Source organism: Streptomyces sp. NPDC026377, assembly GCF_055567715.1.
In genome coordinates this window covers 159,574-182,301 of the sequence record NZ_JBVHPV010000015.1, presented here as the reverse complement: position 1 = coordinate 182,301, position 22,728 = coordinate 159,574, and the positions used below count along the sequence as shown (strand labels likewise).

The 22,728-nt window shown below is 71.2% G+C and carries 22 protein-coding genes; 7 read left to right on the top strand and 15 right to left on the bottom strand.

The genetic code is table 11. The annotated features are described in order from the left end of the window. Positions 1 to 178: 178 nt before the first annotated feature. The 6 genes from ACZ4MU_RS27430 to ACZ4MU_RS27405 form a co-directional block, all read right to left on the bottom strand. On the bottom strand, positions 179 to 1,834 hold the full coding sequence (locus ACZ4MU_RS27430) for a type IV secretory system conjugative DNA transfer family protein (RefSeq protein ID WP_467881642.1): 1,656 nt from the start codon (positions 1,832 to 1,834) through the stop codon (positions 179 to 181). Between the two features lie 108 nt (positions 1,835 to 1,942). Further along, positions 1,943 to 3,367 (bottom strand): ATP-binding protein, encoded by a 1,425-nt coding sequence (locus ACZ4MU_RS27425; RefSeq protein WP_467881640.1) that lies wholly within the window; start codon positions 3,365 to 3,367, stop codon positions 1,943 to 1,945. A 25-nt stretch (positions 3,368 to 3,392) separates the two neighbouring features. After that, a complete protein-coding gene (locus ACZ4MU_RS27420) occupies positions 3,393 to 4,943 on the bottom strand; it encodes an SCO6880 family protein (protein ID WP_467881639.1) in 1,551 nt (516 codons plus the stop codon). Beyond that, a complete protein-coding gene (locus tag ACZ4MU_RS27415; protein WP_467881637.1) occupies positions 4,940 to 6,295 on the bottom strand; it encodes a hypothetical protein in 1,356 nt (451 codons plus the stop codon). Before ACZ4MU_RS27415 ends, ACZ4MU_RS27420 begins: the two co-directional genes overlap by 4 nt. Continuing rightward, on the bottom strand, positions 6,285 to 7,133 hold the full coding sequence (locus tag ACZ4MU_RS27410) for a hypothetical protein (protein ID WP_467881635.1): 849 nt from the start codon (positions 7,131 to 7,133) through the stop codon (positions 6,285 to 6,287). Before ACZ4MU_RS27410 ends, ACZ4MU_RS27415 begins: the two co-directional genes overlap by 11 nt. 213 nt (positions 7,134 to 7,346) lie before the next feature. Next, positions 7,347 to 7,655, bottom strand: coding sequence for a hypothetical protein (locus ACZ4MU_RS27405; RefSeq protein ID WP_101389324.1), 309 nt, complete (start codon positions 7,653 to 7,655; stop codon positions 7,347 to 7,349). Between the two features lie 401 nt (positions 7,656 to 8,056). Between ACZ4MU_RS27405 and ACZ4MU_RS27400 the strand changes: the two genes are divergently transcribed. After that, positions 8,057 to 8,836, top strand: a complete 780-nt coding sequence (locus ACZ4MU_RS27400) for a trypsin-like serine peptidase (protein WP_467881633.1) — start codon at positions 8,057 to 8,059, stop codon at positions 8,834 to 8,836. A 31-nt stretch (positions 8,837 to 8,867) separates the two neighbouring features. Here ACZ4MU_RS27400 and ACZ4MU_RS27395 read toward each other — a convergent pair whose 3' ends face one another. The 3 genes from ACZ4MU_RS27395 to ACZ4MU_RS27385 form a co-directional block, all read right to left on the bottom strand. Continuing rightward, positions 8,868 to 9,350 (bottom strand): hypothetical protein, encoded by a 483-nt coding sequence (locus ACZ4MU_RS27395; RefSeq protein ID WP_467881631.1) that lies wholly within the window; start codon positions 9,348 to 9,350, stop codon positions 8,868 to 8,870. Positions 9,351 to 9,435: 85 nt separating this feature from the next. Then, positions 9,436 to 11,334, bottom strand: coding sequence for an alpha/beta hydrolase (locus ACZ4MU_RS27390; RefSeq protein ID WP_467881629.1), 1,899 nt, complete (start codon positions 11,332 to 11,334; stop codon positions 9,436 to 9,438). A gap of 7 nt (positions 11,335 to 11,341) precedes the next feature. Then, positions 11,342 to 11,821 (bottom strand): hypothetical protein, encoded by a 480-nt coding sequence (locus ACZ4MU_RS27385; RefSeq protein WP_467881627.1) that lies wholly within the window; start codon positions 11,819 to 11,821, stop codon positions 11,342 to 11,344. Positions 11,822 to 12,024: 203 nt separating this feature from the next. Between ACZ4MU_RS27385 and ACZ4MU_RS27380 the strand changes: the two genes are divergently transcribed. Together ACZ4MU_RS27380 and ACZ4MU_RS27375 are read left to right on the top strand one after the other, a co-directional pair. Beyond that, positions 12,025 to 13,041 (top strand): C40 family peptidase, encoded by a 1,017-nt coding sequence (locus tag ACZ4MU_RS27380; protein WP_467881625.1) that lies wholly within the window; start codon positions 12,025 to 12,027, stop codon positions 13,039 to 13,041. Between the two features lie 227 nt (positions 13,042 to 13,268). After that, a complete protein-coding gene (locus tag ACZ4MU_RS27375; protein ID WP_467881624.1) occupies positions 13,269 to 14,009 on the top strand; it encodes a phosphatase PAP2 family protein in 741 nt (246 codons plus the stop codon). A gap of 79 nt (positions 14,010 to 14,088) precedes the next feature. Here the strand turns inward: ACZ4MU_RS27375 and ACZ4MU_RS27370 are convergent, their stop codons facing one another. Together ACZ4MU_RS27370 and ACZ4MU_RS27365 are read right to left on the bottom strand one after the other, a co-directional pair. After that, positions 14,089 to 15,672 carry an FAD-binding oxidoreductase gene (locus ACZ4MU_RS27370; protein ID WP_467881622.1) on the bottom strand — a complete coding sequence of 528 codons (1,584 nt, stop codon included), beginning with the start codon at positions 15,670 to 15,672 and terminating at the stop codon, positions 14,089 to 14,091. 50 nt (positions 15,673 to 15,722) lie between these two features. After that, positions 15,723 to 15,878: a hypothetical protein gene (locus ACZ4MU_RS27365; protein WP_467881620.1), complete on the bottom strand. Its 156-nt coding sequence runs from the start codon at positions 15,876 to 15,878 to the stop codon at positions 15,723 to 15,725. Positions 15,879 to 15,987: 109 nt separating this feature from the next. Here ACZ4MU_RS27365 and ACZ4MU_RS27360 point away from each other — a divergent pair, with 109 nt between their 5' ends. After that, positions 15,988 to 16,854 (top strand): SCO4651 family lipoprotein, encoded by an 867-nt coding sequence (locus ACZ4MU_RS27360; RefSeq protein WP_467881651.1) that lies wholly within the window; start codon positions 15,988 to 15,990, stop codon positions 16,852 to 16,854. A gap of 126 nt (positions 16,855 to 16,980) precedes the next feature. Then, positions 16,981 to 17,163 carry a hypothetical protein gene (locus ACZ4MU_RS27355; protein ID WP_467881618.1) on the top strand — a complete coding sequence of 61 codons (183 nt, stop codon included), beginning with the start codon at positions 16,981 to 16,983 and terminating at the stop codon, positions 17,161 to 17,163. A gap of 133 nt (positions 17,164 to 17,296) precedes the next feature. Here the strand turns inward: ACZ4MU_RS27355 and ACZ4MU_RS27350 are convergent, their stop codons facing one another. Further along, positions 17,297 to 17,641: a metal-sensitive transcriptional regulator gene (locus ACZ4MU_RS27350; RefSeq protein ID WP_467881616.1), complete on the bottom strand. Its 345-nt coding sequence runs from the start codon at positions 17,639 to 17,641 to the stop codon at positions 17,297 to 17,299. A gap of 206 nt (positions 17,642 to 17,847) precedes the next feature. On the opposite strand from ACZ4MU_RS27350, the gene ACZ4MU_RS27345 reads away from it, so the two are divergent. Further along, complete coding sequence (locus ACZ4MU_RS27345) at positions 17,848 to 18,468, top strand: DUF47 domain-containing protein (RefSeq protein WP_067155188.1); 621 nt, start codon at positions 17,848 to 17,850, stop codon at positions 18,466 to 18,468. A gap of 5 nt (positions 18,469 to 18,473) precedes the next feature. Further along, positions 18,474 to 19,472, top strand: coding sequence for an inorganic phosphate transporter (locus tag ACZ4MU_RS27340; protein WP_467881615.1), 999 nt, complete (start codon positions 18,474 to 18,476; stop codon positions 19,470 to 19,472). Positions 19,473 to 19,785: 313 nt separating this feature from the next. Here the strand turns inward: ACZ4MU_RS27340 and pstB are convergent, their stop codons facing one another. Genes pstB through pstC form a run of 3 tightly spaced genes read right to left on the bottom strand, consistent with a single transcriptional unit; the run spans position 19,786 to position 22,660 of the window. Next, the gene (gene pstB, locus ACZ4MU_RS27335; protein WP_467881613.1) at positions 19,786 to 20,562 is read right to left on the bottom strand and encodes a phosphate ABC transporter ATP-binding protein PstB; all 777 of its coding nucleotides are present in this window, start codon (positions 20,560 to 20,562) and stop codon (positions 19,786 to 19,788) included. A 29-nt stretch (positions 20,563 to 20,591) separates the two neighbouring features. Next, positions 20,592 to 21,668: a phosphate ABC transporter permease PstA gene (pstA, locus tag ACZ4MU_RS27330; protein WP_467881611.1), complete on the bottom strand. Its 1,077-nt coding sequence runs from the start codon at positions 21,666 to 21,668 to the stop codon at positions 20,592 to 20,594. After that, positions 21,668 to 22,660: a phosphate ABC transporter permease subunit PstC gene (gene pstC / locus ACZ4MU_RS27325; RefSeq protein WP_467881609.1), complete on the bottom strand. Its 993-nt coding sequence runs from the start codon at positions 22,658 to 22,660 to the stop codon at positions 21,668 to 21,670. Before pstC ends, pstA begins: the two co-directional genes overlap by 1 nt. Positions 22,661 to 22,728: the final 68 nt, after the last annotated feature.

Here is a 22,728-nt window from a genome sequence, read left to right as displayed (position 1 = left end):
CCTGTGGGAGAGTAGGACGCCGCCGAACAATTATTGCGGGAAGCCCCGCACCATGATCCGTAAGGATTAATGGTGCGGGGCTTTTCTGCGTTCCACGGCAGGATCCCGTCATGGATCATACGAGGTTGAGATGGAGTTCCCGCGGCCGTAGTGTCCGGCGAGCTGCCCGTAACGGCGGCTAGGGCGTGAGGGTTTCCGTCCAGCGGGCTCGGGCCTGTTCGGCCGAGCGGAGCAGGACCAGGGTGGGCAGGCCGAGGTCCTGCCCGGTCGAGAGGAGTTCGGGCAGCCGGGGCAGCGGGGCGACCGCTGCCACGTCGTCCAGGACCAACGTCATTGGTGGGTCGAGCCGACCGTCGGGTGACCGTTCGGCCATGCGGCGGCCGCGCTCGACCACGTCTGAGGCGAGGGCGGTCAGGAGGGGCATCGCGGCCGGGCGGGACCGCGGGTCCTCGATGGCTTCACCCACCACGTAAAGCGTGCCCCCTTCGGCGGCGAATGATGCCAGCGCGAGCGAATCCGCCCGGTTGGGTGTGCAGGCCTCGCGGATGTGGATCGAGGAGAGCGCGTCGAGCGCACGGGCCGTCAGCTCCTGGGCGATCTCCCGGCGTTCGGGGTGCGCGGTCAGCGCCGACTCCAGCAGGCCCGCCGCGCCGCTCATGGCCTTGGGGTGGGTGCGGAGTATCCGTACGGCCTCGTGGGCGCCGGCGCCCTGGGCCCAGCGGTGCATCTGCTTGACCGCCTTGCCGTCCCGGCTGTCCAGTGCGGCCGCGTGCAGCCAGCACCGCAGCAGGGTCTCGGCGGTGTCGGCCATGGCGGCGTCGATCCGGGCCTGTGGGCGTACGGGCGCGAGCAGCGCGGTCGCGCGCGCCGCCGCCACCTCCGCGTCCTCGCAGCCGCTCGTGGGCGACCAGTGCAGCCGGGCCGGGGTGTCGCAGAGGTGGCCCGGGTCGTACACGTGCACGGGGCCCAGCTTCGCGCGCGCGTCCTTCGTCTCCGCCCAGAGGCTGGGGTCCGAGGTGATGACGAGGGCGGCCCCCTCGGCGTCCTGGATGGCCTGCACGGCGGTGGGGCGGCGGGTGTCGGGGCCGCCGTAGACGAGCCGGGGCGGGCGTGCCGCGCGCGGCGCGGGAAGGCGTCCGGCTCCGGGATCGTCGGGCGCCCGGGCCGGGGCGGGAGGCGGGGGGACGGCCGTGGTGACCGGCACGGTGAACGGTGGGGCGGCGGGCGTGGGAGCGGGGCCGGAGCCCGGGGTGAGCGTGGCGGCGACGCCGGACGCGGCTTCGGCCCCCGCCCCCTCCTCCGTACGTACGGTCCGCGCCGGGCCCGCACCTGCGGCTCTGCCCGTACCGGCACCCGTACCCGAATCGCCCCCCATATCCGTACCCGCTGCCGCGCTCCACGCGCGCGTGTCCGCGTCCCCGTCCTTCGTCGGCTCGCCGTCCGCTTCCGCGGCCGGCGTGGCGGCCGTCGCCCTGGCTCTCGCGCGGACCGCCTTCCAGCGCGACCACGTGCCGAGGGCGAAGATGAACAGCACCAGCAGGACGAGCAGTTCGCTGATGAGCAGGCCCCAGAAGAGGCCGTAGCCGGAGAGCTGGGCAGCGGGGGTGTCCGGCCAGGCCGCCGGGAGGTCGTGAGGGGCCTGGACCAGTTGGCGCAGGGCGAGCGGGGTGCGGGTGAACGTCACTGCGTCCGGCCAGGCGCCGTGGCTGAACAGGCCTGCCAGGCCCGTCGCCAACCAGACCAGGACCGTCAGGCCGAGCAGGAACGCGAGCAGCCCGACCAGCAGGGAGTCGGGGATGCCGCGCTCCTCGCCGCGGGAGCGGGACTCCGGCATTGCAGGCAACCTCCGGCGTGTCGGGCCGACTTGCGCGTGTCGGGGAACTTTGGTGCTGCGGGCGGCCGTTGATCGGGCAGGCCCCTCGGGGGAGGGGCCCGCTGACCGTCAGGCCACGGTCGACTCGGGGGAGGAGGTGCCTGACATTTGCTGTTCCATCATCGCCGCCCTGCGCTCGGTCTCCGATTCCAGACGGCTCTCCAGTTCGTGCGCGAGCACGTCGTCGGTGGCCGCGGACTCCGTCATGGCCCGGTCGGTGAAGACCAGGGGCCGCTCCCGCTCGGTGACCAGGTGTTTGACCACCTGGACATTGCCGTTGACGTCCCAGACGGCGATACCGGGCGTGAGCGTCGGGATGATCTCCACCGCCCAGCGGGGCAGGCCGAGGACCCGGCCCGTGGCCCTCGCCTCGTCCGCCTTCTGGGCGTAGATCGTCCTGGTGGACGCCATTTTCAGGATCGCCGCCGCCTCCCGCGCCGCCGCCCCGTCCACGACGTCCGACAGATGGTGCACCACCGCCACGAAGGAGAGCCCGAGCCGCCGGCCGAACTTGAGCAGCCGCTGGAAGAGCTGTGCCACGAACGGCGAGTTGATGATGTGCCAGGCCTCCTCCACCAGGAAGATGCGCTTCTTGCGGTCGGGCCGGATCCAGGTGTGCTCCAGCCAGACGCCGACGATGGCCATGAGGATCGGCATCGCGATCGAGTTGCGGTCGATGTGTGAGAGGTCGAAGACGATCAGCGGGGCGTCCAGGTCGATCCCAACGGTGGTCGGCCCGTCGAACATGCCCCGCAGGTCACCGTCGACCAGCCGGTCCAGGACGAGCGCCACGTCCAGGCCCCAGGCCCGGACGTCGTCTATGTCGACGTTCATGGCGACCGCCGAGGCGGCCTCCGGGTGGCGCAGCTGCTCCACGATGTCCATCAGGACCGGTTGGCGGTCGGTGATGGTCTCGTTGACGTAGGCGTGCGCGACCTTCAGGGCGAAGCCCGAGCGCTCGTCGAGGCCGTGCCCCATCGCCACCTCGATGATGGTGCGCAGGAGCGCCAGCTGGCCGGTGGTGGTGATCGCCGGGTCCAGCGGGTTGAGCCGGATGCCGCCGTCGAGGGCGGCCATCGGGTCGAGCCGGATGGGGGTTATTCCCAGCTCGCGCGCGATGAGGTTCCACTCGCCGACGCCGTCCTCGCCCTGGGCGTCGAGCACGACGACCTGCCGGTCGCGGAAGCGCAGTTGGCGGAGCACATAGGTCTTCTCCAGGGCCGACTTGCCGTTGCCGGACTCGCCGAGGACCAGCCAGTGCGGCGCGGGCAGCTGCTGGCCGTACAGCTGGAAGGGGTCGTAGATGTACCCCTTGCCGCTGTAGACCTCGCGGCCGATGATCACGCCCGAGTCGCCCAGGCCCGGCGCGGCCGTCGGGAGATAGACGGCCTGCGCCTGGCCCGTGGAGGTGCGCACGGGCAGCCGGGTGGTCTCGACCTTGCCGAAGAGGAAGGAGGTGAAGGCGTTGGTGAGCGCGGAGAGCGGATCTCGCATGAGCAGGGCCCCTATCAGCTCTCGGCTAGCGGCGGATGCCGGTCGCGAACGGCAAGGTGTTGACGAAGGCCCGGTGGTGCTCGCGGTCGCACCACTCCAGTTTCAGGTACGACTTGCCGGCCGAGGCGCGGATGGTGCGCTTGTCCCTCGCCAGGGCCTCGGGGGAGCGCGCCGACACCGTGATGTACCCGACGAGGTTGACGCCTGCCGCGCCGCTGGCGAGATCTTCACCCCGTTGGTCGAGGCGGCCGTGGGCGGCGATGTCGCGCGGGTCGACGGTGCGGTTCATCTTGGCCGCGCGCGAGGCCTCGGCCTCGTCGTTGGTCTTCTCGGTGAGCATGCGCTCGATGGCGACCTCGGTGGGTTCGAGGTCCATGCAGACCGCGACCGTGCGGATCACGTCCGGGGTGTGGACGAGCAGGGGGGCGAGGAAGTTGACGCCCACGGGGGTCATCGGCCACTCCTTCACCCACGCCGTGGCGTGGCACCAGGGCGCGCGCGTGGAGGACTCGCGGGTCTTGGCCTGGAGGTAGGTGGGCTCGACCGCGTCCAGTTCGGCGGGCCAGGCGTTGCGCTTGGTCATGGCCTGGATGTGGTCGATGGGGTGGTCGGGGTCGTACATGGAGTGCACGAGCGAGGCGAGCCGTCCCTGGCCGAGGGGCTGGCGCACCCGGATGTCGGCCTCGGCGAGACGGGCGCAGATGTCGGTGAGCTCGCGGGCCATGACGACGGCGAGCCCGGCGTCCCGGTCCAGCTTGCGGCCGGTCTGCGGGCGGGCGGCGCGGGCCATGGCGTTCGCCTCGGCGGCGAGCTCGCGCGAGTACTGCATACAGGCGACGAGGTAGGCGCGGTGCTGCTCGCTGGAGGTCGACACCATGGACTGGAGCTGCTGGTAGGACTCCTGGAGCCACTCGGGAGCGCCGTGGTCGCCTCGCTGGGCGACGTCCTTGGCGTGGGCGTCCGGGTCGGCGGGCAGGGTGCGGGCGAGCATCTGCAGGCGGGTGACGAACCCGTCGCCGTTGGCCACGTGCTTGAGCAGGGTGCCGAACCGGTCGACGAGCGCCTCCTGGTCCTCGGAGTCGCGCAGGCCGACGCCCGGGCCCTCGATCTCGATGGCGGCGGTCACTGTCCGGCGGTCGGCGTGCAGCAGCACGGCGATCTCGTCCGGTCCGAAGGGCGCGGCGAGCCAGTTGATCCGGCCGATGCCGGGCGGCGGCCCGACCTCGACCTCGCGCCCGTCACCGCGCACGCCCGCCTCCATGGCGCCCGATCGGTAGGTGGTGCCGCGCCGCAGGGAGCGCTTGTAGCTGCGGTTGATCTCGAACCACTTGTAGAACGTGCGGTGTTTGTACGGGAGGTACACGGCGGCCAGCGCCAGCATGGGGAAGCCCATGAGGAGCAGAATCCGCAGGGACAGGACGGGGACCAGCAGTCCGCACATCATGCCGAGGAACGCGCCGCCGATGATCAGCGCGATCTCGCCGGTCTCGCGGTTCTTGCCGACGATGGCCGATGGCCGGGCGCGGCCGATCAGATACGTGCGGCGGGGCGAGACCGGTTGGGACTGGGTCGTCAACGCCCTCCACCTCCTGTGCTGTTGTTGCCTTTGGTGCCGGTGCTGCGGCTGCTGTGCGGGGTTCCGCTGGTGGGTCCGGAGGCGCTACGGGGCGGGGGCGCGGCGGAGGGGACGGGTCCGCCGCCACCGCCGCCGGAGGGACTCCGGCTGCTGTGGGCGGCCACGCCGCCGGACATCGGGTTGGCGGGCCGCGCCTGGGCGCCGCCGCCCGCCTGGTTGCCCCGGCTGCTGTGGGTCTTGATGCCCTGGGAGACGAGGGCGGCCGGGGAGGAGATCACGGCGGCGGCCTGGGAGCCGTCGGTGGCCTGCTTGCGGTTGGTGCGGGCGGCGGCGATCTCGTCGCCGAAGCCCGGGACGAAGCGGTAGATCATCGCGGAGGCGAAGATGGCCAGCAGGATGATGGCGAGGCCGGAGACGACGGCCTGGAAGGAGTCCGGCCCCTTCCCGGCGGAGAGCGCCCCCGCCAGGCTCAGCACGATCACGATGATGGGCTTCACCAGGATGATCGCGATCATGATCCCGGCCCAGCGGCGGACGTGGCCCCACATGTTCTTGTCGACGAGCCCCGAGTACACGACGACGCCGAGCAGCGCTCCCACGTACAGCAGGAGGGCGCGGATGTAGAGCTCCAGGAAGAGGATGCCGGCGGCGAGGATGGTGACCAGCGAGACGACGATCAGCATGATCGGTCCGCCGCCGATGTCCGTTCCCTTCTTGAGCGCGGCCGAGAACGACCCGAAGAAGACGTCGGTCTGGTCGCCGGTGCCGGCGGCGATGACTTCGGTGACGGCGTCGGTGGCGTTGACGACGGTGTAGAGGATCAGCGGGGTGAAGGCGGACGCCAGCACGGTCAGCCAGAGGAACCCGACGGCCTCGGAGATCGCCGTGGTCAGCGGCACCCCCCGGATCGCCCGCTTGGTGACGGCGAGCAGCCACAGGACGAGGGTGAGGATGGTGGCGGCGGCGAAGACGACGGCGTAGCGGCCGAGGAAGGCGGGGTTGGTGAAGTCCACCTTGGCGGCGGTCTTCACGAATTTGGAGAGCGTGTCGACGACCCAGACGGCGGCGTCGGCGCAGCCTTTGGCGAGGGAGGTGAGGGGGTCGGCGGGGTCGCCGGGGGCGACGTTCGAGCGCGAGGTGCCGGGTTTGCCGCTGCCCGACTCGCAGAAGTCCTTGGCGGGGCCGCGGATGAGATCGCAGGGCCCGCCGGTGCTGGCCTCCGGGCTCGGCGTGGGCGTCGGAGCGGGGCTCGGCGCCGCGTACGCGTAGGTGGCGGCGAGGACGGCCGTGGTCTGCACGGCGGCCAGCACCGTGGCGAGCGGGAGGGCGCGGCGGGGCCGCTTACCGGGCATAGGTGAACCCTCCGTACTGCTCGACGGCGTCGGCCATGTCCTTGGCGGACGCGGCGGCCTGGTCGCGCCCGACGGGCGCCGGACCGTCCTTCTGGGTGAAGTCGGTGACCTTCCAGTCGTTGCCGACCCACTTCAGCTGGAAGGTGTTGGTGTACCAGCCCTCGGAGACCGGGTTCTTGGAGCCCTCGCCGGCGAGACCGAACAGGGCCGAGTACCAGACGGACACGCTCGCGGTGCCGTTGCCGTACGCCTCCACCTTGGAGCCGACCGGGTTGAACCGGGAGATGAAGATCAGCCCGTTGGGCGCGGTGCCGTCCGGCTTGAGGCCGATCCGCGACAGGAACTCCGGGCCCGAGTAGGCCCGGTCCAGGTCGCCCTGGCGGGCCGCCGCCACGTCCGGCGCGTACACGGTGCTCACGATCTCGTGGCGACGGGCCTGGTTGTACATGCCGTCCGACCCGAGCGCCACGACATAGTTCGCCGCCGCCGACTGCGCCCCCTGCTCGGTCTGGGGGAAGCCCGAGGCGATGCCGCCGTTCTTGCCCTCGACCGGCCGCACCCCGCTCGCCGCCGTCGGCTTCGACCCCGACTGCTTGGGGTCGTCCGACGTGCCGCCGCCGCTGTCGCCCCGGTTGGCGAAGGCGATCGCGGCGACCAAAAGGGCCACCACGCCCACGACCATGAGCAGGGAGCGGGAAGGGCGGACGGGGCGGCGGGCGCCGCCGTACACGTCGGCGCCCTCGCCCTCCGGCAGCCGGGTGCGCGTCTGGCGCGTACCGCCGACGGTGCTGTACGCGTCCTCCGCGCGCCTGGAGTCGTGCTCGTCACCGAGGCTCATGCCGCGTACGCCCCCTCAACCCTTCGCTGGTCCGTCGTGTTGTAGTACGACGGTAGCCGTGCTGGTTCCCGCGCGGGCGCGGTGTGGTGACTCGACATCAGGGAGACGCAACCTCTGCCGGTGGGCACGACGGACGGATGGTGTGGGGTGGGCCTGGGCGGGCCCGTGGGGACAGACGCGGCGGGACGGCGCCCGGCCTGGGGACGGGTCGGGTCAGACGGCCATCCCGTACACGATGGTGAACAGGGTGCCGAGTGAACCGATGATGAAGACTCCGGTCAGTCCGGCCACGATCAGACCCTTGCCCTGCTCCGCGCTGAACGTGTCGCGCAGCGCGGTCGCGCCGATCCTCTGCTTGGCCGCGCCCCACACGGCGATGCCGAGGCACAGGAGGATGGCCACGGCCATCACGACTTCGACCATCACCCGGGCCTCGTTGCCCAGGCTTCCGAACGGCCCCCAGTTGGGCGCGATCCCGCCGATGATCGTGGTGATGTCGCCCTTTTCTGCTGCCAGGTACACGTAACTCACCGCCCCTGTCGGGTAGTTCGATGCCCCTGCCCCATGGCATGGGTCAGGCTCTATCTTCGCTGATGAAACCGCCCCGGTATGTCGACTTGGCGGCTCTCTTTTCCCGAAACCGCACAGCTGTGCCGGTCGCACCGCCCTGACCTGCGGTGGACCGTTTCTCTACGGATTCGCGTATGGTCACTCTGTGTATCACGCACGGTGACGCCGGGCAATGACTGTCGTTGGTGCACTCTGGCCCCATTGGCTGGAGCGGAACTCGCGCCGGTGCGTCCGGCCCCCCTGCCAGGGTGCTCGCGCGGGCCCCCGCGCGAACTCCCCGCCCGCTCACTTCACAGACTCTTCTCAGAAAAGTTCCAGGGCTGTTCTCAGGTCCGCGCGGCACTGTCCGGCTCATGAGACACGTCTCCCAGCTGCGTGCGCTGTCGGCGGTGGCCGTGCTCCTGGTGATCCCCGCGTACGGGGACCGGGACCCCGGCCCGGGCGGCCGGACCGTCCCGGCGCCGGCCACGTCCGCCTACGCGCGCGTGGGCGCGCTGTTCGAGGGCGGCCTGGACGGCGACCACTTCTGCACGGCGTCCGTGGTGCACAGCGCGGGCCGGAACCTGATCGTCACGGCGGCGCACTGCCTGGACGGCCAGGGCGACGCGGTCTTCGTGCCGGGCTACCGGGACGGCCGGGCACCGTACGGCACCTGGCCGGTGGAGGACATCTACACGGACGACGCGTGGCAGGAGGACGCCAGCGAGGACGACGACGTGGCCTTCGCGGTCCTGGGCCCGGGCTCGTCGGGGGCGGGGGCAGGGGCGGGGGCACGGGTGGAGGACGTGGTGGGCGCGGCGCGGCTGTCGACGGCGGCCCCGGCTGCGGCTCCGGCCGATGATGCGGCCACGGTCACCGTCACCGGCTACCCGAGCGACTCCGACCAACCTCTGACCTGCACGAACCGCACGACTCGATACGGCGAGACCCAGCAGCGCATCGAGTGCCCCGGCTACTCCGGCGGCACCAGCGGCAGCCCGTGGGAAGCGGCGGACGGGTCGGTGGTGGGGGTCATCGGCGGCTACGAGGAGGGCGGCGACGACCCGGACGTGTCGTACAGCGTCGTCTTCGGGCGGAGCACGGAGGCGCTGTTCCGGCTGGCTGGGGGAGAGGGGGAGAGGGAGGGGTGCTGAGGGGACGGGGGCCCGGGTTCGTGGGGCCGGGTTACTGGGCGCCCTCCGTGTACGCGGGGTCGACGTAGCAGGGCGAGTCCAGCATGACGAACAGGCCGTCGCGGCCCGCCTTCTCCCACTTGGACGCCTTCGGGTCCCGGGAGGCGAAGTCCTCCTCGATCGTCGCCGTGTGGTGCGACGTCATGTCCTCGATGTCGAGCTGCATCTGCCGCGCCTTGGAGTTGGCCTGCTCGAAGCGGTAGACCTTCCAACCGTGCTTGGGCATCTCCTCGTGCAGGCGCCGCAGCGCGGCGGAGAGGGCTTCGCGGGAGGGGCCGTAGACCATCCAGCTGTGCTTCACGCGGTAGCCGTGCTCGACCCTGGGGCAGGGGTCGGTGTACGGGCCGCCGTTCGTCGTGCCGTACTGCTTCAGCCCGGAGACGTCCAGGAGGAGGCTGGACTGCTGCCGGGACAACTCCTGGGCCTCCTTGACGGTCTTCTTCTCGGGCGTGTAGTCGAGTCCGTCGTCGTTCATGGCGGTGCATCCTGTCGTGACGGTGAGTACGGCGGCGGCCAGCGCGACGAGCCGGACCGGTCCGCGGGGCCGCGGACTCCTGGCGTTACTGGTCAAGGAGCTTCACCCTGTCGTACTGGCCCACGGTGACCCGGGCCTGGTTGAGGAGGCTCTGGGATCCCTCGTCCCAGTAGCCGCTGTGTCCCCGGGAGCCGTCCGTGGCGACGATGTTGGCGCCGAAGTCCGGGTTGCTCGGGGTCAGGGGCTTGACGACGCTCATCCCGTCGCCGTCGAGCCACGCGGGCAGGACGTCGATGTCGAGCTTCTTCGGCGCGTGGCCCCAGCCGCCGATCTCGGGGACCGGGTCGCTGGAGAGGAAGGGGATGTTGACGCCCCCGTACTTGTCGTCGCCTATGAACGGGATCGGTATGCCCTTGAGGAACGGCTCGCTGTCCGCGTTGGCCGCCCAGACGTGGCCCTTGGGCACGTCCATCTCGGAGGCGTGGCCGACCTGCTCGCCGGGGCTGCCCGCGACGAAGACGTCGTCGACGGGGAGGGTGCCCTGGCGGGCGGCCGAGCCGATGACCGTACTGCCGTAGCTGTGGCCCACGGCCGTCAGATGGCCGGGCTCGCCTTCGTGGGAGGCGCGCAGGCCGCCGAGGAAGTCGTTGAGGATCGGGCCGCCCTCGTTGGCGTAACCACTGCGGGGAGCGTCCGTGAGGATGCTCTGCGGCGCGTCGTACCCGAACCAGGTGATCGTCGAGACGCTCGCCCCGCGGGAGATGTCCGAGCTGGTCCGCCAGAGCTTCTCCATGCGGACGATGTTGCCGTTGATGCCTTCGAGGTTCGTTCCGGTACCGGGCACGTAGACGGAGGTGTGCGTCGCGGTGTCCGGGTTGCCGTTGGCGACGATGGCGCGGCCGATGCCGTCCGCGTCGAAGCCGAGGAGGTACGCCTCGGGGAGCGGTCGTTCGCCGGGGCGGGTTGCTGTGCCGGTACGGTCGAAGCGCCCCTGGATCGCGTCCATGCCCTTGATCTTGGCGTCCAGAACCCCCCGCTTCTTGTCCCACTTGCGCCATTCGGGGTTCTCGATCATCACCGGCTCACCGCCCCGGCGCGTCTGGAGCAGGCGGTCCGGCTCGGGGCCGAGGGCGTCGCGGTCCAGCTGGACCTGGGCGCGGGTCTCGGCCAGCACCATGCGGTTGGCGTCGTCGCGGACCGTGGCCGGCAGACCGTCGAGGGCGCCGACGGCCGCCGGGTGGAGCGTCGCGTACTCGTCGCGCTCCTCCTGGCTCAGACCGTCCCACCACTTCTTGGTGTCCGCGGGCGACTTCCCCTTCGGAATGCCCGATTCCGGCAGGAACTTCGCGTTCTTCCGTACGTCCTCGGTGTCCGCCGCCGCGTCGACCAGCATCTCGTTGGTGACGGCGAGGCCCGGCGGGGCCTTCAGACGGCGCAGGACGCCCGCGTACCGGCCGTCGATCTCGGCGGCGTCCCGGACCGCCCCGGCGATCCGCTCGGCGATGTCCTCCGCCTTCGCCTTGTTCGGGTCGGTGCCGCCCTCGCCCTTGCCGGGCAGGAACGGCACCGGGGCCCCGGGCCTGGCGACACCGGGACCGGGCGCGAGCGGCACGACGACGGAGGCGGTGCTCGGGTACTTCACCGAGCCGTCCGGCTGGACCGTGAACTTCAGGTTCGCCGCGTCCTCCAGCGCCTGCTTCAGCTTGCGCTGCGGCGCGGCGAGCTCGGTGGCGAGCCCGTCGAGTGCGGTGCGCACCAGACCGCACTCGGTGTGCAGGTACTGGTAGTTGCGGCTGAGCCGTCCGGTGTCGGCGACAGCGGCCTCGGCGGTCTTGCTCTGCTGCGTCTCGTGGATGCGGGCGCGCATCTCGTTGTCGACACGGTCCTTGGCGGCGTTGGCGCGGCCACTGACCTTGCCCCAGCCGTCGGCGGCGTCGCTGAACTCGGACAGCTTCACATCGCGCAGCTGCTGCCAGGTGGGCACGGGCGGGTCACCGGCCCTTCGGGTCGGCCGGGGCGGCGGGCACGGCGGCCTTGACGTCGTTGCCGACCTTCACATCGGTCTCGCCGAAGTCCTTGCCGACGCTTCTGAGCGCCCCGTCCAGGCGCCCGCACTCGTCGCGGACCGCGCCGAGCCGGTCGTTCCAGGACTTCTGGATCTCCACCAGGGCGGCGGTGGCGGTGAAGCCCTCGGTGCCCGCGGTGAGGCCTTCGGAGGCGGAGGCGAGGTCGGCGAGCGCGCCGGCCGTCCCGGTGCGCAGCTCGCCGGCGACCTTTCCCGCGGAGGTCCAGGGGGACTTGCTGAACCGGATGTCCGGAGCGCCTCCGCCGCTGCCCTCTTTGCTGTTGGCAGACGCGAGCCGCATACCGCCGGTGGACGGCTCGCTCCCGCCCGGTCTGGGCGGAGCCCCCGCGAAGAGCTCGTCCCATTGCGCGCTGAGTACCATGTGCGGCCGTTCCCCCGTTGCCATGCCTTTTGCTTTCCTTTGCTTGCCGACGCAACCTAGCAACGCCGTGGAGCGGGGGGCGAGCCCGGGGTGGGGAGCGTATCCGTACGCGAAGGGGGCACTGGCAGTCACGCCGAGGTGAGCTACGTCGTGGAATGAACCGCGCTTCCGACACGGCTGGCGGGAAAGTGGCGGTGAACCCGGCCGTGATGGGGGAGGGTTGACGGGTGCGCAGATTCTGGGTGGCAGGCGGTATCGGGGTCGGGCTGTGCCTGAGCTTCCTCGCGCTGCTCGTCGTCGGTACGTACTCGGCCGCGGCCGGGCTGGCCGGCGGCCTCGGCGGCGGGGGCAGCGCGGTCGGGCTGGCGAAGGGGGCGGTCCCGGCCAAGTATCAGCCGCTGGTGCAGAAGTGGGGCACGCTCTGCCCCGCGCTGAACCCGGCGCTGCTCGCGGCCCAGCTCTACCAGGAGAGCGGCTGGAACCCGACCATCGTCAGCCCCGCGAAGGCGCAGGGCATCGCCCAGTTCATTCCCGGCACCTGGGAGTCCCACGGCATCGACGGCAACGGGGACGGCAAGCGCGACGTCTGGGACCCGCAGGACGCCATCCCCTCGGCCGCTTCGTACGACTGTGAACTCGCCAAGTACGTCAAGAACGTGCCCGGGGACCAGGCCGCCAACATGCTGGCCGCCTACAACGCGGGCGCGTATGCGGTGATCAAGTACGGCGGGGTGCCGCCGTACCGCGAGACCCAGAACTACGTGAAGATCATCCGTACCCTGGAAAAGAGCTTCGCCCGCCCCACCACCCGAGTGGCCCCCTCCCAGCAGGCCGCGGGGGCCATCTACTACGCGCAGCAGAAGCTCGGGACCCCGTACCTCTGGGGTGGGGAGGGAACCGCTGCCCAGGGGGGACGGTTCGACTGTTCGGGGCTCACCCAGGCCGCCTACGCCAGCGTCGGGATCGAGCTGCCGCGCGTCGCCAACGACCAGTACAACGCCGGGCCCCACCCCTCCCGCAACGAGCTCCTCCCCGGCGACCTCGTCTTCTTCTCGGACGACCTCACCAACTCCCGCGCCATCCACCACGTCGGGCTCTACGTCGGCGGCGGGTACATGATCAATGCTCCGTACACGGGGGCTGTCATCCGCTTCGACAAGATCGACGCGCCCGACTACTTCGGCGCCACCCGGGTGACCAAGGACGGCGCCGCCGCGTTGCCCACCTTCAAACCGGGTACGTGAGCCGAGCCGGGTACGTGACCGGGGGCGCGAAGTGGCCGGAACTCGTCGGCACTCTCCGTCAAGTCATGGCCCTGAGCTGCGACGATGAGTCTCTCTTCGGTAACGTCGTCGTGATCATTCCGTGGAGAGTGGAACGCGAGGGCCGTTCAGGCCGTTCAGTGGACAGTGACAGCAGCAGTACTGACCACGGGGGTTGGTAGCTACACGCACAGGCAAGGGGCCTCGGCATGGCTGGACTCGCTCTCGACGGGTCGAACCTGGACGTCAGCCTGCTCTACGACATCAACGGACTCGCCGGCTCCGCTCCCACCTGGTTCGACCGGGTGATGGAGTTCGTCGGGGAGTACGGCATCCTGCTCGCCCTCGTCCTCGTCGTGCTCCGGTGCTGGTGGAGCCTGCGGCGCTCGGAGGACCGCGAGAGCGCGCTCGCCTCCCTCGCGGCCCTCGTCTGGGCGCCGCTCGCCGCCGGGATCGCGCTGCTCGTCAACATCCCCCTCAGGGGGTTCGTGGAACGGCCGCGGCCGTTCGTCGCCCACAAGGGACTCGACGTCCTGGTGGACGGCAAGACGGACTACTCGTTCGTGAGCGACCACGCCACGCTGGCGATGGCGATCGGGGCCGGCCTCTTCGTCGCGCACCGCAGATTCGGGCTGCTGGCCATCGGGCTCGCCCTCGCCGAGGGCTTCAGCCGGGTCTACATGGGCGTGCACTACCCCACGGACGTGATCGGCGGCTTCGCCCTGGGCACCGCCGTCACCCTGCTCCTCGCGCCGCTCGCGCTGATGCTGCTGACCCCGCTGGCGTCGACAGTGTCCCGCTCGCCCCGGCTCGGCCGTCTCGTACGGTCGCGGCGCGCCGGACAGTCCTCGCTGCGGCTCGCCGCGGATCTGCCGGAGCCGCGCGGCCCCAGGTCGGGAGCGGAGGCCGGGACGCCCGCCGGACCCGGGGAGAACGACCTGGCGGCGTAGGCGGGTTCGGCCGGTCGTCGGGCTTCGGCTGCCCAGGCCGCCGGTCGTCGTTTCGGTCGCCGCCGCGTGCCTGCCGCGCCTACAGCGCCTGCGGGAAGTCGAACAGGCGCGTCGGGTCGTACCGGCGCTTCAGCTCGGCGAGCCGGGGCGCGGCAGCGCCGTAGTACGCCCGGCGCCAGTCCCTCAGCTCCGGGTCGGTGTAGTTCTGGTAGGCGGACCCGTTGGCGTACCGGCTCAGGGCGTCATGGGTGGTATTCAGCCATGCCCGCTGGGCCGTTCCGGGGGTGTCCGGCCGCCAGGAGGCGATGTACTGCGCGAGCACCCGCGAGTGGCGGTGCACGAACGCCGTCGCCGTCGGGGGCACCCGGTTCAGCGCCCCGCCGAGCGCCGTGAGCGCCCCGCTGCCCGCCCCGCCGCCCTGTCCCACCGCCACGTTCCCGAACGCCTCGGTCCGGGCGATCAGGGCCCGTATGCCCTCGGCGGGGAGCGGCCGGTCGAAGAAGGCGGAGCGGGCGGCGTACGTCTCGCGCTGGAGCGTGCCCCGCGGTGAACGGCCGGGCGTGGCGCCGGGCAGCCGGCACCGGGCCTCGGAGAGTCCCGCGCAGCCGGCGTACGCGAGCATCGCGTCCGTGTAGCCGTCGCGGCGCAGCGAGACGGAGGCCGCGGGGGCGCCGACACGGTCGGCGAGGCGGTCCACGGCGTTGTGGAGGTCGCCGTAGGTGCCCAGCGAGAACACGGAGACGTCGACGGTCGGCGCGGCCCCGGCCTTCGCGCCGCCCGTCGCCGCCGCGAGATGGGCGGCGGACCAGATCTCGTCGGGCTGGTCGGGGCCCCACTCCTGCCAGGCCCCGACAACCTCCCGTGCCCTCGCCCAGGGCCAGGTCAGCCGGGCGGTCACGGTCCGGGGGGCGTCGTGCGTACGGAAGGTGAGGCCGGTGACGACGCCGAAGTTGCCGTTGCCCGCGCCGCGCAGCGCCCAGAACAGGTCGCTCTCGTGGTCGGCGTCGGCGGTGAGCCGGCTGCCGTCGGCGGTGATCAGGGTCGCGGAGGTGAGGCTGTCGCAGGTCGCGCCGTACGCGCGCGTGGCGACGCCGTGGCCGCCGCCCAGGGTGAGCCCGGTGACGCCGACGGTGGGGCAGGAGCCGCCCGGGATCGTCCGGCCGCCTCTGCCCAGGGCCCGATACACGTCGAGCATCCGGGCGCCCGCGCCGACCGTGGCGGTGTCGCCGTCGGCCCGGACGCCGTTGAGGCTCGACACGTCCAGGACGAGGCGGCCGGTGCCCGAGGACCAGCCGGCGTAGGAGTGGCCGCCGCAGCGCAGGGCGACAGGGGTGCGGTGGGCGCGGGCGAAGGCCAGGCACTCGCGTATGTCGGCCTCGTTCGCCACGTACGCGACGGCGGCCGGGCGCAGGCCGTCGAAACGGGTGTTGTAGAGCTGACGGGCGGTCGGGTACGCGGCGTCCCCGGGCCGCACCAGCGAACCGGCGAGCGAGCGCGCGAGGGCGGTCCAGACGGCCGGGGCCGTGCCGGAGGTGGAGGCGGTGGCCACGGGCGGGCGCCGCGACTTGGAGGGCTCGCCGCGGGCCGCGCCGGACGTGCAGGCGGACGCGGCGGCGAGGGCGGCCCCCGCGGCCCCGGCGGCGAGGAGGGAGCGCCGGTCCATGCGGGAACGTCTTCCCGGGCGGTTCGGCTGCGAACCTCGCGCGCGCCGGGCTAGTCCGCCGACTCGTGGCGTTCCGCGTCCCCCCTCGCCTTGTCGCGGGAGCGGCGGGCGGGGCCGGTCCAGCCGCAGGTGCAGTGGGCGTGGGCGAAGCTGCCGCGTTCCGTCGTCGTGGTGCGGTGCTCAGGGGCTGAGGCTCGGTCGGGCACGCTGCCACGGTACCCAGCGCCCGGCGCGGGCGTGACCGGGGCGGGGACGCGGTCGTTAGACGGGACGGGTGGTGCGGCGGATCCGGAAGGCGCTTGGGGGTTGACGGCGATGGCGGTGCGGCGGCAGGGGCTGGGGCGCGTGGGCTTCGCCGGTGCCGTCGTGACCGGCGTGACGGCCGCCGCGGTGGCCGTCACGGGCGTGCTCGTCGCAGGCTGCGGGGCCGACGCCTCTCCGGGCGCCGACGGGCCGCAGGGGCGCGCGGCCGAGCCCGGCCGGGTGGTGGCCCGCGCGGCGGACGCGCTGGTGGCCGCCGGCAGCTCCAAGACCAGCACCTCCATGGAGATGGCCGCGGGCGGCACCCGCGTGACGATCCGGGGCGAGGGGGTCTACGACTTCACGCGCCGCATGGGCCGGCTGAAGGTCGTGCTGCCCCGGGACGCGGCGGGCGCGGAGGAGCACCGCCCGATCACCGAACTGCTCGCGCCCGGCGCGCTCTACATGAAGAACCGGGGCGCGGGCGTCCCCGTCGACAAGTGGGTCCGGGTCGACACGGCGACGCTCCCCGACGGCAACCTGGTCACCGGCGGGGTCACCGACCCGATGGTCGCGGCCGAACTGCTGCGCGGCTCGGGCGCGGTGAGGTTCGTGGGCGAGGAGGACCTGGCGGGCGTCCGGGTCCGGCACTACCGGGGCACCGCCGACATCCCGCGCGCCGCGGGCGCCGCCGGGCCGCATGCGCGCGGATCGCTGGCGGCGGCGGCGAAGGGCTTCGGCCGGTCCAAGGGCGCGGTGCCCTTCGACGCGTACTTCGACGCCCAGGGCCTGCTCCGCAAGCTGCGCCAGCACTTCAGCTACGTGAACCACGGGCGTACGGTCGCGGTCGCCTCGACCACGCTGCTGTACGGATTCGGGGTGCCCGCCGCCGTGAAGCTGCCGGCGGAGCGGGACATCTACGCCGGAAAGATCGAGTCATAGGCGCCCGGGGGGCGTTCGGGAATTCAGTCATGGATGGTGGCGGAAATGGTCCGTCCGTGCCATGCGCGGTGTGTGTGCTCCTCCCTACGCTAGGAAGCCGACGACGGCAGGAAGAGGGGCAGAGGGGTGAGGTGCGTGGCCGGGCTTCGCAGCACAACCGTCCAGGACCACGTGGCCCTCGTCGAGATCGAGCTGTGCGGTGAGCTGATGATCGCCGCCTCGGCCGCCGACGGGGAGCGGCTCAGTCCCGACCTGATCGACCAGGTGCTCAAGGTCGAGCCCGAGACCCCCTCGGGGGCCGGGGGCTGATTCCGGCCGGGGCCGCGGCCCCGGGCCACGTGACCGGCCCTGGCCGCCGTTTTTCGGCCAGGCGGCCGGTGGCACGGGAGGCGCCGGGCCGCACCGGCGGGGTCCGGAGGCGGTCCACCGCGACCCCGCGGGCTCAGGTGCGCAGCAGGCGGGCGATCGCCTTCGTGGCCTCTTCCACCTTCGCGTCGATCTCCCCGCCCCCCTTCACCGCGGCGTCCGCCACGCAGTGCCGCAGGTGCTCCTCCAGGAGCTGGAGGGCGAAGGACTGGAGGGCCTTGGTGGAGGCGGAGACCTGGGTGAGTATGTCGATGCAGTAGACGTCCTCGTCCACCAGGCGCTGGAGCCCGCGGATCTGGCCCTCGATCCGGCGCAGCCGCTTGAGGTGTTCTTCCTTCTGCTTGTGGTAGCCGTGTACCGGGTGCGGCTGGTCCGTGTCCGTGAGGACGGTGTCCGGCTCGGCGGGCTCGGTGGTCGTCATCGCGTCCTCCCGTGGTGAGAAAAGGGGATGGATACCCCTCGTGGGTATAGGGTAACGAACCCCGTGGAAGGGGGTGCGGATACGGGCCGGGGGCCCGTGCTGATCACTGTGCCTGATGGGCGACACTGAAGTACGCCGGTTAGCCGTGGCCGGATGATGCGCCTAGCATCAGCCTGACCGAATCCAGAGCACCCCGAGGACCCCACGTGCGCTTTCGTCTGACCCCCAGGGAGACGAGCTTCTACGACATGTTCTCCGCGTCCGCGGACAACATCGTCACGGGCTCGAAGCTCCTGATGGAACTGCTCGGAGCGGATTCCGCGTCCCGGGCCGAGATCGCGGAGCGGATGCGGGCAGCGGAGCACGCGGGTGACGACGCGACTCACGCGATCTTCCACCAGCTGAACTCCTCGTTCATCACGCCGTTCGACCGCGAGGACATCTACAACCTCGCGTCGTGCCTCGACGACATCATGGACTTCATGGAGGAGGCCGTCGACCTCGTCGTCCTCTACAACGTCGAGGAGCTGCCCAAGGGCGTCGAGCAGCAGATCGAGGTGCTGGCGCGGGCGGCCGAGCTGACCGCCGAGGCCATGCCGAACCTGCGGACGATGTCCAACCTCACCGAGTACTGGATCGAGGTCAACCGCCTGGAGAACCAGGCCGACCAGATCCACCGCAAGCTGCTCGCCCATCTCTTCAACGGCAAGTACGACGCCATTGAGGTGCTCAAGCTCAAGCAGATCGTGGACGTGCTCGAAGAGGCGGCCGACGCCTTCGAGCACGTGGCGAACACGGTGGAGACCATCGCCGTCAAGGAGTCCTGAGCTTCGTGGACACCTTCGCACTGATCGTGACCATCGTGGTCGCGCTCGGATTCACGTATACGAACGGCTTCCACGACTCGGCGAACGCCATCGCGACCTCCGTCTCGACGCGGGCGCTGACCCCGCGCGCGGCGCTGGCGATGGCCGCGGTGATGAACCTCGCCGGTGCCTTCCTCGGCCAGGGGGTCGCGCACACCGTCAGCAAGGGCCTGATCGCGACGCCGACCGGCGACAAGGGGATGGGCATCCTCTTCGCCGCGCTGCTCGGCGCGATCGTCTGGAACCTCGTCACCTGGTACTTCGGCCTTCCCTCGTCCTCCTCGCACGCGTTGTTCGGCGGCATGGTGGGCGCGGCGCTCGCGGGCGGTACGGACGTCATCTGGTCGGGTGTCCTGGAGAAGGTCATCATCCCGATGTTCCTGTCGCCGGTGGTCGGTCTCATCGCCGGTTACCTGGTGATGTGCGCGATCATGTGGATCTTCCGCAAGGCCAATCCGCACAAGGCCAAGCGGGGCTTCCGTATCGCGCAGACCGTCTCGGCGGCCGGTATGGCGCTGGGCCACGGCCTCCAGGACGCGCAGAAGACCATGGGCATCGTAGTGATGGCCCTGGTCATCGGCGATGTGCAGAGCGCTGACGCGCCGATTCCGGTGTGGGTGAAGATCTCCTGTGCGGTGATGCTCTCACTCGGGACGTACGCGGGTGGCTGGCGGATCATGCGGACGCTCGGGCGCAAGATCATTGAGCTGGATCCGCCGCAGGGGTTCGCCGCGGAGACGACGGGGGCGTCGCTCATGTTCGTGACGGCGTTCCTCTTCAAGGCGCCGATCTCCACGACCCATGTCATCACCTCCGCGATCATGGGTGTGGGGGCGACCAAGCGGGTCAATGCGGTGCGGTGGGGGGTTGCGAAGAACATCATCCTTGGGTGGTTCATCACGATGCCTGCGGCTGCGATGGTCGCGGCGGCGAGCTATTACGTGGTGCGGGTCTTCTTCGGCTGAGCCGTGCCGCGGCGGGCCCGGGGCTCCGCCCCGGGCCCCCTTTTTTTGCCCTGCGGGCCGTGGCGGCTTGCTCACGCAGTTCCCCGCGCCCCTGGGAGGCCGTGGCCGAGCTGGGTTCTTTGGCCTGGCCCGACCCGCTGGGGGCGCGGGGAACTGCGCGATCAGCCCAGCACGGTCCGCAGGCGAAAGCGGAGCCCTCCGGACCCATGGTCGGCCGGAACGCGGAAATGGGCCCGCCCCCTGGCACCAGGGGGCGGGCCCTTCGTCTTGCGGTGGCACCGCCATGCAGCACCGCAGACGGTCGGGGGGGGGGTTATCCGAAGCGGCCCGAGATGTAGTCCTCGGTCGCCTGGACGGACGGGTTGGAGAAGATCCGCTCGGTCTCGTCGAGCTCCACGAGACGGCCGGGCTGGCCGACGGCCGCCAGGTTGAAGAAGGCCGTACGGTCCGAGACGCGCGCCGCCTGCTGCATGTTGTGCGTCACGATGACGATCGTGAAGCGCTCCTTCAGCTCGCCGATCAGGTCCTCGATCGCGAGGGTGGAGATCGGGTCCAGGGCCGAGCAGGGCTCGTCCATCAGCAGGACGTCCGGCTCGACCGCGATCGCGCGGGCGATGCACAGCCGCTGCTGCTGGCCGCCGGACAGGCCCGAGCCGGGCTTGTTGAGGCGGTCCTTGACCTCGTTCCAGAGGTTCGCGCCCCTGAGGGACTTCTCGACCACGTCCGCCAGCTGGTTCTTCTTGTACGACCCGTTGAGGCGCAGACCGGCCGCCACGTTGTCGAAGATCGACATGGTGGGGAACGGGTTCGGGCGCTGGAAGACCATGCCCACCGTACGGCGCACCGCGACCGGGTCGACGTCCCTGCCGTACAGGTTCTCGTCGTCCAGGAGCACCTTGCCCTCGACGCGGCCGCCGGGGGTGACCTCGTGCATCCGGTTCAGGGTGCGCAGGAAGGTGGACTTGCCGCAGCCGGACGGGCCGATGAAGGCGGTCACGGAGCGGGGCTCCACGGTCATCGAGATGTCCTCGATCGCCTTGTGGGAGCCGTAGTACGCGGTCAGGCCGCTGACGTCGATTCGCTTGGCCATCTGAATCACTGCTTCTTTCGTTGGTCGCGTCAGCGGCCGGTCTTCGGGGCCTTCCAGCGGGCGATGCCGCGGGCCACCAGATTGAGGATCATGACGAAGGCGATCAGGACCAGGGCGGCGGCCCAGGCGCGGTCGTACGACGCCTCGCTGCCCACCCGGTACTGCTCCCAGATGTAGAAGGGGAGCGAGGACTGGGCGCCGTCGAACGGGTTGGTGTTGATCAGCTGGCTGCCGAAGACGAGCAGCATGATCGGGGCGGTCTCACCGGCGATACGGGCGATGGCGAGCATGACGCCCGTGGTGATGCCGCCGATCGCGGTCGGCAGGACCACCTTCAGGATCGTGCGCCACTTCGGCACACCGAGGGCGAGGGAGGCCTCGCGCAGCTCATTGGGGACGAGCTTGAGCATCTCCTCGGTGGAGCGGACCACGACCGGCATCATCAGGATCGCCAGCGCCAGCGAGCCCATGAAGCCGGACGGCTTCAGCTCGAACATCAGCATCAGGGTGAGGATGAACAGGCCCGCCACGATGGAGGGGATGCCGGTCATCACGTCGACGAAGAACGTCACGGCCTTGGCGAGCGCGCCCTTGCCGTACTCCACCAGGTAGACCGCGGTCAGCAGGCCGAGCGGGGCGGAGATCAGGGTGGCTATGCCGACCTGCTCCAGGGTGCCGACCAGCGCGTGGTAGACGCCGCCGCCCTTCTCGAAGCCGGGGACACCGGCCATGGAGTGGGTGAGGAAGTCGCCGTCGAGGACCTTGGTGCCCCGGCTGACCGTCGTCCACAGCAGGGAGAGCAGGGGGATCAGGGCGAGGATGAAGCAGACCCAGACGAGCGAGGTGGCGACGCGGTCCTTGGCCTGGCGCTTGTTCTCGACGGCCGAGGTGACCGCGTACGAGATGATCACGAACAGGACCGCGGAGAGCAGGCCCCACTGGACCTTGCTCTCCAGGCCGAAGGCGAGGCCGATGCCGCAGCCGAGCGCGATGCCGGCGGCGCCGAAGGCGGCCCCGGCCCAGCGGGGCAGGCCCCGGCGGCTCAGGCTGTCCCGGCGGGGCGCGGACGCGGCCGGGCGGGTGTCCTGGACAACTGCGTTGGACATCAGGCGTTCGCCCCCGAGTACTCCTTGCGGCGCGCGATGATCAGGCGGGCCGCGCCGTTGACCAGCAGGGTGAGGATGAAGAGCACCAGGCCGGAGGCGATCAGGGCGTCCCGGCCCAGCTCGTTGGCCTCGTCGAACTTCGCCGCGATGTTCTGGGCGAAGGTGCCGCCACCCGGGTTGAGGATGTGGGCGGAGAGCAGATAGCTGGGGGAGAGGACCGTGGCGACGGCCATCGTCTCGCCGAGCGCGCGCCCCAGGCCCAGCATCGAGGCGGAGATGACGCCGGAGCGGCCGAAGGGCAGCACCGACATCCGGATGACCTCCCAGCGGGTGGCGCCCAGCGCCAGGGCGGCCTCCTCGTTCATCCGCGGGACCTGGAGGAAGACCTCGCGGCTCACGCTGGTCACGATCGGCAGGATCATGATCGCGAGCAGGATGCCGACCGTGAAGAGCGAGCGGGCGACGCCGACCTCGGTCTTCTCGAAGACGTAGGTCCAGCCGAGGTACTCGTCGAGCCAGGAGTTCAGGCCCTCCAGGTACGGCACGAGGAAGAGGGCGCCCCAGATGCCGTAGACGATCGAGGGGATCGCGGCGAGCAGGTCGACGACGTACGCCAGGGGCGCGGCCAGCTTGCGCGGCGCGTAGTGGGAGATGAACAGGGCGATGCCGACGGCGATCGGAACCGCGATGGCCATCGCGATGACCGAGCTGACGACGGTGCCGAAGAGCAGGACGGCGATGCCGAAGACCGGCTTCTCGGCGGCGGGGTTCCAGTCGAAGGTGGTGAGGAAGTTGCCCTCGTCCTTCGACAGGGCTATCGCGGCGCGCACGCTCAGGAAGACGGCGATCGACGCCATCAGGACGAGCAGCAGGATGCCGGAGCCCCGGGAGAGGCCGAGGAAGACCTTGTCGCCCGCGCGGCCGGTGGACTTGCGGCGCGGGGCGGGGGCCGGAGCCGGTGGTGGCGGAGTGTTCGTGGTCAGGGATGCCATCGATCTTTCCGGTCTGTGGGCGGGGACGGTGTGGGTCCCCTGGCGGCGGTGCACCGGATGGTGGGGGC